This window comes from Saccharopolyspora elongata, assembly GCF_004348985.1.
GTDB classification, from domain to species: Bacteria; Actinomycetota; Actinomycetes; order Mycobacteriales; family Pseudonocardiaceae; genus Saccharopolyspora; species Saccharopolyspora elongata.
Window position 1 is genome coordinate 1 of record NZ_SMKW01000152.1, and the last position, 10,454, is coordinate 10,454.

The window sequence follows — 10,454 nt, forward strand, 5'->3', positions numbered from 1 at the left end:
CGGCTCTATTCGCTCCCACAGCTCGTCCGGCACGATCCACGGCGGCTGCTCACCCTTCCTCACCTGATCATGATCAACGATCAAGGAACTCCAGACACCACAAGTAATCATTCTGTTAGGAACTCTTGGAGGGCATCTGATCTTGATTAATGGTGATTTGTCCGTTTCGTATGGCACCTGATACCTTGATCAACTCATGAGTCCCCGGCGTGCCTACCGCAGTGACCTGCCTGACGCCCAGTGGGCGTTGATCGAGCCGACGTTGACGGCATGGCGTGCCGCGCGGCGCGGACCGGGTGTGGCGGCGAGGGTGCACGACCTTCGAGAGATCGTCAACGCGATCCTGTACGTGTGCCGGACCGGGATTGCGTGGGCGTACCTGCCTCATGATTTCCCTCCGTACAAGACGGTCTATGACTACTACGCGAAGTGGGAGGCCGACGGCACGACCGAGACGCTGCATGACCTGTTGCGTCAACGGGTTCGGGTCTCGAAGGGTCGTGCGGCTACCCCGTTTCGCCCGGCGTCGGTGTCTGGATGGGTGGAGCGGGAGGAAATGGGAGGGTTGTAGGGGGTTGAACCGCGTTGTACTGCACTGAGCGGAAGTGAGCTGCACCGGTTTGTGCTGCGCTTTCTCGGTTTTCGCAGGTGAATGTCTCTTGTGGACTACTCTGGGGGTCAAGGGGTCGCAGGTTCAAATCCTGTCAGCCCGACGTTGGCGGAAGCCCGCTGACTGGCACGTAAGTGCAGGTCAGCGGGCTTTTTCGTGGTCAGGTGTGGATCTTGGGTGATCGTCCCGAAGTGTGCCGTCTCGAATTTCGGCGATTTTCGGGAGGATTTTGGGAGTTGTGGATCTTGAGCCCTGAAATGGGGTCGCGCTGATCTTGGCCACGGATTGATCCATCTGGGTGAATATGAATGTGGTGCCTATCACTGCGCCTTGGGGCGAGTGCGGGTGCCTTTGCCGAAAACCTTAACCGTGCAGGTTATGCGGCATGCTCGTACTCGTGGAGGATGCCGCCGAGGCGATCGCGTCGGGGTATGTTCAGGCGAGTGATCTTGTCGGGATCTGCGATAGGCGTGGGTAAGGGGTTCAGTGGGCGGCTGTTGGCCATGCCCTGGTGCGGGCGGTGTTCGTTGTAGAACTGTTCGAACTCGCGCAGGACGTGGAGCAGGTGGCGCTGGTTCCAGATCAAGGTGCGGTCCAGCAGCTCGCGTCGGCAGGTTTGCACCCACCTTTCCATGATTGAGTTCATCCTCGGCGTCTGGACGCCGCTGAGTACGACCTCGATTCCGGTATCTGACAGAACCGTATCGAACGGGGCAGGGAATTTGCCGTCGCGGTCCCGGATTAGGAACCGCGCTCGGCAGCCTGCGTCTTCGAGGTCCATGACGAGATTCCTGGTAGCTTGCGTCACCCAGGATGCTGTCGGGTGTGCGGTGGCGCCCAGGATCCGGATCCGCCGGGTGGCGTGCTCGATGACGGCGAGCACGTACATCCTCGCCCCGGACAGGGTGACCGTCTCGAAGAAGTCGCACGCCAGCAAGGCGTCGGCCTGCGAGCGCAGGAAGTTGGCCCATGTGCTGGAGTTGCGTTCGGGTGCCGGGTCTATCCCTGCTTCCTGCAGGATTTCCCAGACGGTCGAAGAGTGGCAGGATCGCCGAGGAAAACCGGCACCGCGCCGGTGTCCGGGTGGGTGCGCTTGTCGTTGACCCGCGGCGCCTGGACTTCGACCGCGCCAGCGCTGGTCAACACCTCGCAGGGCTGGTGGTAGCCGTTGCGGACTACCAGGCGATGGCCACCCTCGTCGCGGGCGTCGGCGAACTGCGCGATGTAGGCGTCTACCTCGGCTTGCAACGCCTCGGCCAGCATCCGGCGGGCACCCTCGCGGACGATCTCGTCGATCAACGACGCCGAACCCGTGACCGGGCCATCGTTACGGGAGTCGGGGTCAGGGACTACGCTGAGCATCGGGTCGTACCTTCCCGACCGACGCGGCAACCTCGGCTATGCTTGGAAGCTTGCATCCGATCACTGGGAAGGTACGCCTGAGGGTGCCGGAAACCTAAGCGACAGACTTCCGCCAGGCGCAGGATTCCCACCTACGCGAACGACGTCATCATCGACTGGCTGTTCCACCAGCGAGCGGAGGACGCGCCGCGCTGAGTGTGGTCCGGGCGCGGGCACTGCCGCTGACGGGCGGTGCCGACGCCCGGACGTCCTCAGCGTCGCTCGCGTCACAGGAGGCTGGGGATCACGAGCGCTGCGCAGGTCACCAGTGGTCCGATAACGGTCATGGAGAGTCCCCAGCGGAGGAGTCCCCGGGTGACTCGCGGCCGGTCCGCCTCGGGCGTGCAGGCGACCATGACGGCTCCAGAGGTGGAAAACGGCGTCGAATCGACGATCGTGGCGGACACAGACAGCGCGATGATCAACCCTGCGGCGGAGATGCCGCCCTCGGCGATGAGCGGTAGCGAGAGCGGGATGATGATCGGCAGCAATGCGGTTGTGGACGCGAATGCCGACACGAGCGCGCCAACGAAGCACAGCATGAGGACCGCGACGAGCGGCGAGGGGATCGCGGCGGCGAGGTCGCCAAGCGCGTCGACCGCGCCCATGCGCTGCAGCAGTGCGACGTAGGTGACGATGCCGCCGACGAGCAAGATCGTGCTCCAGTCGATATCGGCGATCGCCGCGGCCGAGTCGCGAGGGAAGGCGAGCGAGAGCACGACACCCAAGGCCAGGGCCACCGCGCCGATGTTGATGGTGATTCCGAAAGCCGGAACCGCGATTACGATGACAACCAGAGATGCGAGGCAGAACAGCGTGAAGCGCTGAGCGAGCGTGGTGCGTGTGGCCGTCGCCGGGCTGGACATCGTGCGCTCGACCCGCTCGGCGGTCGACACCGAGGCCCCACTCGATCCGCTAGGCACACCGCCGCCGATGGGCTCGGGGGGCACGGCTGGGATGCCCACTGTGCTGTCCCCGGCGTCCACGGTCCTATGCCGCCGGAACAGTATCTGCGCTGCCACCTGCAGCGCGACGACGAGGGCGAGGACGAACGCGAACTGAGCAAAGGGATTGACCACCACGCCGCCGAGTTCGCCGATGCTGACGGTGAGCACACCGTAGAGACTTGTGGGCGCGAAGGCGCCCGCGATGGAGCCGTTGACCGCGCCGAGCCCCATCACCATCGGGTCCCGGCCGTTCTTCTCCGCCAGCAGCATCGCGATCGGGATCACGATGAGGGCTGCCAAGGGATTGCCAAGTCCTGCGATGACGAGTGCGATCACGAACATCAGCCATGGCAGGAGGAACTTCTTCCCTCCGGTGCGACGTACCGCGCCGTCGACCAGCCAGTCCAGTGTGCCGTTGGCCCGCGCTATCGCGATGAGATAGGTCATCCCCAGTAGCAGCACCATGAGGTTCACGGGGAAGCCGCCGAGTACCTCTTCCAACGGCTGCCGGCCGAGGGTCAGGCCGACTCCGACCGCCGCGGAGAGCGCCAGCGCGCCAATGTGCACGCCCCGTACTGCGCCGAGGACGAACACGAGAACCAGAATGCCGATGGCAACGAACTGGACTGTCATGTCGAGGACTCCTGCATAGGGTGACGGATGAGATGTGGGTCGTGCATCTTTCGGGAAACGCGTTGCCGTGCGTCAGGTCAGCGACCGCGCCAGCACGGTGATCTGTTTCCCAGGAAGGCCGATACGGCCTCCCGCGAGTCGTCGGAGAGGTAGCTGCGCACCACGAGGTCTTCGTTGCCGGAGCCGGGCTCACGTGCCCGCAGCAGCGAGGACTTGGTGAACGAGAGCGTCAGCGGTGCGAGCGCAGCCATCTCCTGAGCGATGCGCATGGCGAGGTCGCGCAGCTCGTCGTGGGTGTCCACGGTGTCGCTAACAGCACCGGCGCGAACCAGGTCGCCGATACCGAGCAGTGCCGCCCGCATGATCATCCTGCGAGTGAGCGGCACGCCGACCAGTTCGGTCAGCCGTGTCAGGTTGCGTACCGACAGACAGTTGCCGACCGTGCGGGCGATGGGGAAGCCGAAGCGCACCCCCGGCCCGGCGACGAGGATGTCGCAGCAGGCCGCGAGGAGCGCGCCCTGCCCGATCACGGGCCCGTCCAGGGCCGCGATCGCGGGGACGCGCAGGTTCTCGATCGCGCGGAGGGTGCGTTCGGCGTGCGACTCCACCGCGCGGACGTCGTCGGCTGACTCCATGCCCCGGAAGCCTTCGATATCCCCGCCCGCCATGAAGGACGGCTTCCTGCCGGTGGCACCGTCGAACACGACGACCCGGATTTCAGGGGTGCGGTTGACATACTCGCAGCCCGCGACGATCAGGTCCTCCATCTCCGGGGTCGCGGCGTTTAGCCGGTGCGGCCGGTTGAAGGTCATCCGGTAGACCGGGCCGTCTTGTTCGGCGAGCAGGGGAGCCTCGTGGAAGTCAGTCATGGCCATCGCCTCCGATGGGAGCGGGGTTCCGCGCTGCGCGCACCACCCCGTCCGCGTCGAGCCTGGCGATGTCGTCCCCGGTGTAGCCCAGTCCACTGAGGACCGCGCCGGTCATGTCACCCAGCCCCGGGCCAGGGGTGCGCCGGACGGTCGGCGTCCTGGACAGCCGCATCGGCGAGCCCATCTGCCGTACGGGTGTGCCGTCGCGTGTCGTCGACTCCCAGAAGAAATCACGGACGATGAGGTGCTCGTCGGAGAACACCTGTCCGTAGTCGTGGATAGGGGCTGCGGGAACACCCACCTCGTCGAAGAGGTTCAGCCAGTGTGTGCGGGGCTGCGTGCGGGTCCGCTCCTCGATCGCGGCGATCAGCTCGCACCGGTTCCGCATACGGTCGTCATTGGACGCGAATCGCTCGTCATCGATCAGTTCGGTCAGACCCACGCCGTGGCAGAACGCCAGCCAAGTCTTCGGAGTGGCCGCGCCGACGGTGAACCAGCCGTCGGACGCCCGGATGGCCTGATATGGCGCCGCGGTCTGGTGCGCCGAGCCCTGCGGAGCGGGGATCTCGCCAGTGGCGCTGTGCTTGGCGAACTCCCAGATGGCGAAAGCGACCCCGGTCTCGTACAGGGAGACGTCGATGAACTGGCCCTCGCCAGTCCGGTTGCGGTGGTTCAGCGCCGCCAGCACCGCGATGGCCCCGTACATCGCGGCGCCGATGTCGCACAGCGGCACCCCCGCCTTCACGGGCTCGCCGCCGGGAAAGCCCGTCACACTCATTACGCCGGAGCGAGCCTGCGCCATGATGTCGAGCCCGGCGTTCGTCGCGAGCGGGCCGTCCTGGCCCCACCCTGACGCGGCGAGGTAGATCAGCCCGGGGTTCTCCTCCGTCAGGCTCGCGTAGTCCAGGCCCAGCCTCCGCATCGCGCCAGGGCGGAGGTTCTCGACGACGACGTCGGCCCGTACGGCGAGTGCGCGGAAGATCGCCTTGCCCTCTTCGGACTTGAGGTTCACCGCGACCGAACACTTGTTCCGGTTCAGGGTGAGGAACGCGGAACTGTCCGGTGTGCCGTCGATGACGGCGCCATACGTGCGGACGACGTCGCCGCCATGAGGGTCTTCGATCTTGGTCACGTGAGCGCCGAGGTCGGCGAGCAAGGTGCCGCAGTAGGGCCCGGCGAGATAGTTGCCGATCTCAAGGACCCGCAGTCCGTCGAGCGCGTGCGCATCAGTCACTCTTTCTCCAAAATTCGGGGTGCTCGGCGCGATGGTCGAGTGAGCTCGGTCACCCGTGGAAATGAATGGGGTAAGTCAAGCAATGGCGTTCTGGTGCGTCAATGGCGGATATTGCACTGATACGGTGCACATATGCACCAATACCGGGCGTCGATGGCCCTGTGCCCGAACCTCCTGTATCTCTCCAGCATTGTCGAGTACGGCAGCTTCGCCGCCGCGGCCGCGGAACTGCGGATGACGCCGTCCACACTGAGCCGGGGGATTCGCCGGTTGGAGAACGAGCTGGGAATGGCGCTGGTCCTGCGGAGCGGACGCAGCATCGAGCTGACTCCTGCGGGCCGGCTGCTCGCCGAGCACTCGCGTCTCGCGCTGCGGCAGGTGCGGATCGGGCTGCGCGAGGCCCGGCTGACCGGTACGAAGCTGGTCCGGGTCGGGCTGCTTCGGTCGCTGGGCTCGGACTACATGCCCGCCGTGGTCGGCAGCTTCGTCGCGCGCTGGCCCGACGTCGAGTTCTCGTTGCGCGAGGGCAGCAGCGACGGCCTCGCGGACATGCTCGTCGAGCGTGAGATCGACGTCGCGATGATCGCCCCGCCTCCTGAGCGTCCCGGGATCGCGGCGACCGTCCTGTTCGAGCAGCGGATCGACGTCGTCGTGGCGGCCGGCACGCGGCTGGCCGGCCGTGCGTCGCTGGACGTCCGGGAGCTGGCGGGGGAGAACCTGATCCTTTCCGAGTCCGGCTACGCCGCCCGCGCGGTGGCGGACCGGATGTTCGAGAGCGTGGGCCTGCACCCCAAGGTGATCTTCGAGACCGACAACATGGAGATGGCGGTGTCGCTCGCAGCGGCCGGTGTCGGGGTCGCCGTCGCTCCGCCGACCGCCAGGGGAAACGACGGTGTGGTGCGGGTGCCGTTGACCGACCCTGCGGCGCGCCGCGACGTCGCCGTGTGCAGGCTGGCTGGGGTGGCCCTTGCCCGGCACGTCGCCGACTTCTTCGACCACGTCACGTCGTACCCGGCAGGTTCGTGATGGATTTCCCCATCGTGGCGAGGCTGGGCGGCGAGCTGCGTCTCGCCGACAGATTCGTGGCCACTCATGAACCGATGACTGTCGTGCACATCTCGGAGCTGGCCGACCCGGCAGCGTACGTAAGCGGGGGGCGAGTTGTTGCTTACGACGAAGCTGACCCTGCCGGGGGCCAGGACAGTTGTGACGGGTACGTAGCCCCGCTCAAGCGCAACGACATCGCCGCGCTGGGCATCGGGCTGGGGCCCGTGCGCGCCGAACTGCCCGCGCGGCTCGCGGCGGCCTGCCGGGTCCAGGACCCGGCAGGCTGATCATGCCGCGCCGACGCCGTTCCTGGCCGCCACCTGGGCCTGCTGGTCGGCCAGGGCTCGTGTCACGGACAGCGCTAGGCAGGTGTGGTCGCGGCTCATCGGACGCTCCTGGACGAGCCTGCGGCGCGCGGGCAACCCGTGGCGGGTTCCCCGGCGCGCTCACCGGCCGGTGAAGCGTGGCGGCCGTCGCTCGGCGAAGGCGCGGGCGCCTTCGGTCGCGTCGCGCGAGGCCCACACGTGCTCGACGGCCCGCGCCTGACGTTGCCAGATCTCGTCGGCCGACCAGCTGTCGGCGTGGTCGAGCACGTACTTGCTCGCGACCACGCCGAGCGGGGCGTTGGCCGCGATGGCCGAGGCTAGGTCCTCAGCGGCGGCGAGGCTTTCTCCCGGTTCGGTGACGAGGTTGACGAGCCCGAGCTCGTGCAGCCGGGGGACCGGTATCGCGTCACCGATGAGGGCCAGTTGCGCGGCGACGTTGCGAGGGAGTCGCTGCGGCAGGCGCAGGAGCGCGCCGCCGTCGGCGACGAGCCCGCGCCTGACCTCCGGGATGCCCAGGCGCGTCGCGGGCCGCGACGATCAGGTCGCACGCGAGCGTGATCTCCAGTCCGCCGGCGAGGGCGAACCCCTCGACGGCCGCGATCAGGGGTTTGCGCGGTGGGCGACGGACCAGGCCGGCGAATCCGCGTTCGGGATGCTCGCCGGTCTCTCCGTCGAGGAAGGCTTTCAGGTCGAGTCCCGCGCTGAAACCGGGTCCGTTGCCGGTGAGGATGCCCGCCCGCAGTGTGTCGTCGGTGTCGAGCCGGTCCATGGCTTCGGCGACGAGGCGCGCGACCTCGTCGTTGATCGCGTTGCGGGCGTGCGGCCGGTCGATAGCGACGAGCAAGACGCCCTCAGCAGGCGTACTGATGTGGACGGGGCGGGCGTCGGTCATGTGTGCTCCTGCACGAGTATCATCTCGCCGATGCGGTAGCGGGGTGCCGGGCCACCGGTGACCGTGAGGTGGCTGATTCCGGCCACGGTGTCCGGCCGGACCACGAGGGTGCCCCCCGGCCAGCGGTACTCGACGCCGTCGTGGCGAGGGTGTGTCTCCGCGTCGAGGACACCGGCGAACAGCCGGTGGGAGAAGGCCGGGTCGGTGGAGCGCAGCGTCGTGGACCGCAGGCGCGCCAGCGGGCCGGCGGGCACGTCCCAGGCGAACTCCCACCAGCCAGGCTCCCGGCCCTCGCGGTTCCCTGGTACTCGACCGGGATCTCGCGTCCGGGTGCCGAGCAGCTCGCGTAGGGGTGGGTAGCCGACGTCGCTGTCGGCGAGCTGGATCGTCACGCCGTGGACATCGTCGGGAGGCAGGAAGGTCTCGCGCCACGGGGTGTGCGTGAGGTCGGTCTTCACCACCCGGAGGCCGAGCTCGCGCACCTGTTCGATGGTGCGGGCGACGTCGGGCACGAGGAAGGTCAGGTGGTGTGCTGTCTCGCCGTGCCGGCGGAGGAAGCGGGTGAGGAACCCGCCCGTCTCGCCGGGCTGGGCGTCCATGAGCTCGAGGCGGCCGCCGGATTGCTCGTCGCCGAGCTGGCAGACGACGTAGCGGAACTCCGGGAGCACCTGCCCGATGAGCGGCGTCGCACCGAGGGTGCCCCGGAGCCGGCGCAGCCAGCTTGGCGCGTCGTGCACGGCGATCGAGGTGTGGTCGAAGTCGGTCGCGCCGCGTGTGCCGTCACTCATGCCGCGCAGTCTGCTTCAGCCAGGCCCTGTCCTCGAGCAGGTCGCGGCAGCTTTCCGCGCGCCGCCACTGGTCACTGGCGAGCAGCGCGCGGTGGAACGGCAGGAGCGTGGTGACGCCGTCGATCCGGAACTCGTCGAGGGCGCGGAGCATACGGTCGGTCGCGGTGGCCCTGTCCTCTCCCCACACGATCAGTTTCGCGATCATGGGGTCGTAGAAGGGAAGCACGGCGGAGCCTTCGCCGACGCCGGAGTCGACGCGCACGTGCGCTCCGCGTGGCTCCTGGTATCCGCTGATGGTCCCGGGTGCGGGCAGGAAGTGCTTTGCGGCGTTCTCGGCGTTGATCCGGCACTCGATCGCGTGCCCATCAAGGCGCAGATCGGCCTGCCCAAATGACAGCCGTTCGCCCGCGGCGACGCGCACCTGCTGCTCGACCAGGTTGATGCCGGTGACCATCTCGGTGACGCAGTGCTCGACCTGGATGCGGGTGTTCATCTCCAGGAAGAAGAACTCGTCACCGGCGAGCAGGCCCTCCACGGTGCCCGCAGAGTGGTAGCCGATGGCCTTGGCCGCCGTGATCGCCAGCTCGCCGATGCGCGTACGCAGCGGCTCCGGCAACCGCGGCGCAGGTGCCTCCTCGACCAGCTTCTGGTGCCGCCGCTGGATCGTGCAGTCGCGCTCGAACAGGTGCACGACATTGCCGTGGGTGTCGCCGAGCAGCTGGACCTCGATGTGCCTGGGGTCGTCGAGGTAGCGCTCGAGATACACGGTGGGATCGGCGAAGAACCGTTCCCCTTCGCTGCGCGCGCCCTCGACGGCGCCGGGAAGCTCGCCGGGATCGCGGGCGACCCGGAACCCCTTGCCGCCGCCCGCCCCGGAGGCCTTCGCCGCGATGGGGTAACCGATCGAATCGGCCAGCGCCAGCGCGTGGTCGCCACCGGAGACGGGTTCGAGAGCGCCTGGCACCACTGGGACTCCGGCCTCCGACATCGCCCTTCGCGCCTCGATCTTCGAGCCCATCACCCGGATCGCCTCGGGCGTCGGCCCGATGAAAACGAGCCCGGCCCGTTCGCAGGCCTCGGCGAACTCCGGGTTCTCCGCGAGAAGCCCGTATCCCGGGTGGACGGCCTGTGCGCCCGTCCTTCGCGCGACGTCAAGGACGCGGTCGATCCGCAGGTAGCTCTCCGAAACCGGTCCGGGGCCTATACAGACGGCCTGGTCGGCAGCGCGGACGTGCACCGCGTCGGCCTCCGCATCGGAGTGGACCGTGACGGACTCGATGCCCATCTTCCGAAGGGTTCGCAGGATGCGCACCGCGATCTCGCCGCGGTTGGCCACAAGAACTCGAGTGAACATGGCGACCTCAGCTCACATCGACCAACACGTGGCCGTCGTCCACGGCGTCGCCTTCCTTGACGTGCACCGCGGTGACCGTGCCCGCTTCTCCGGTTTCCACCGGGATCTCCATCTTCATCGACTCGAGGATGACGACGGCGTCGCCCTCCTCGACGGTGTCGCCGACTCCGACGAGGACCTTCCACACCACCGCGGTGGTCTCGGATTCCACTGTTGCCATGAGGGTTCCTAATCAGTTCTGGGAGTGAGCCATCCGGCAAACTCCTGGTTGGTAGCCGGCCGGTAGGTGAGCACTCTTGGTTCCTGGACGCTTGAGTCCTGACGAAAGACCGTGCCCCTGCCGGTAGGCCGGG

General features: G+C 67.5%; 10 protein-coding genes and 2 pseudogenes. 3 read left to right on the forward strand and 9 right to left on the reverse strand.

Annotated features, from left to right (window positions below):
* Positions 1–196: 196 nt before the first annotated feature.
* Positions 197–571 carry a transposase gene (locus E1288_RS44980; RefSeq protein WP_207954919.1) on the forward strand — a complete coding sequence of 125 codons (375 nt, stop codon included), beginning with the start codon at positions 197–199 and terminating at the stop codon, positions 569–571.
* Positions 572–986: 415 nt separating this feature from the next.
* On the opposite strand, the gene E1288_RS44985 is transcribed toward E1288_RS44980, so the two are convergent.
* The 5 genes and pseudogenes from E1288_RS44985 to E1288_RS45005 all read right to left on the reverse strand — a co-directional run bounded on the left by E1288_RS44985 (position 987) and on the right by E1288_RS45005 (position 5,694).
* Entirely contained in the window at positions 987–1,499 is a 513-nt protein-coding gene (locus E1288_RS44985) for an integrase core domain-containing protein (protein ID WP_207954921.1), read from the reverse strand.
* A 139-nt stretch (positions 1,500–1,638) separates the two neighbouring features.
* Positions 1,639–1,972 (reverse strand): annotated as a pseudogene (locus E1288_RS44990) (transposase); the annotation flags it as partial.
* A 266-nt stretch (positions 1,973–2,238) separates the two neighbouring features.
* Positions 2,239–3,591, reverse strand: coding sequence for an SLC13 family permease (locus E1288_RS44995; protein ID WP_132495309.1), 1,353 nt, complete (start codon positions 3,589–3,591; stop codon positions 2,239–2,241).
* 77 nt (positions 3,592–3,668) lie between these two features.
* A complete protein-coding gene (locus tag E1288_RS45000; RefSeq protein ID WP_165968622.1) occupies positions 3,669–4,460 on the reverse strand; it encodes an enoyl-CoA hydratase-related protein in 792 nt (263 codons plus the stop codon).
* Positions 4,453–5,694: a CaiB/BaiF CoA transferase family protein gene (locus E1288_RS45005; RefSeq protein ID WP_132495313.1), complete on the reverse strand. Its 1,242-nt coding sequence runs from the start codon at positions 5,692–5,694 to the stop codon at positions 4,453–4,455. Before E1288_RS45005 ends, E1288_RS45000 begins: the two co-directional genes overlap by 8 nt.
* A 132-nt stretch (positions 5,695–5,826) precedes the next feature.
* Here E1288_RS45005 and E1288_RS45010 point away from each other — a divergent pair, with 132 nt between their 5' ends.
* Positions 5,827–6,720 (forward strand): LysR family transcriptional regulator, encoded by an 894-nt coding sequence (locus E1288_RS45010; protein ID WP_132495315.1) that lies wholly within the window; start codon positions 5,827–5,829, stop codon positions 6,718–6,720.
* A 74-nt stretch (positions 6,721–6,794) separates the two neighbouring features.
* A complete protein-coding gene (locus E1288_RS45015) occupies positions 6,795–7,028 on the forward strand; it encodes a hypothetical protein (RefSeq protein WP_132495317.1) in 234 nt (77 codons plus the stop codon).
* A gap of 159 nt (positions 7,029–7,187) precedes the next feature.
* On the opposite strand, the pseudogene E1288_RS45020 reads toward E1288_RS45015, so the two are convergent.
* From E1288_RS45020 to E1288_RS45035, 4 genes and pseudogenes are all read right to left on the reverse strand, one after another.
* Positions 7,188–7,959 (reverse strand): annotated as a pseudogene (locus E1288_RS45020) (crotonase/enoyl-CoA hydratase family protein).
* On the reverse strand, positions 7,956–8,747 hold the full coding sequence (locus E1288_RS45025; RefSeq protein WP_132495319.1) for a VOC family protein: 792 nt from the start codon (positions 8,745–8,747) through the stop codon (positions 7,956–7,958). Before E1288_RS45025 ends, E1288_RS45020 begins: the two are co-directional and overlap by 4 nt.
* Positions 8,740–10,101 carry an acetyl-CoA carboxylase biotin carboxylase subunit gene (locus tag E1288_RS45030; RefSeq protein ID WP_132495321.1) on the reverse strand — a complete coding sequence of 454 codons (1,362 nt, stop codon included), beginning with the start codon at positions 10,099–10,101 and terminating at the stop codon, positions 8,740–8,742. The genes E1288_RS45025 and E1288_RS45030 overlap by 8 nt, the downstream gene beginning before the upstream one ends.
* A 7-nt stretch (positions 10,102–10,108) precedes the next feature.
* Complete coding sequence (locus E1288_RS45035; protein WP_132495323.1) at positions 10,109–10,321, reverse strand: biotin/lipoyl-binding carrier protein; 213 nt, start codon at positions 10,319–10,321, stop codon at positions 10,109–10,111.
* Between the last annotated feature and the right edge of the window lie 133 nt (positions 10,322–10,454).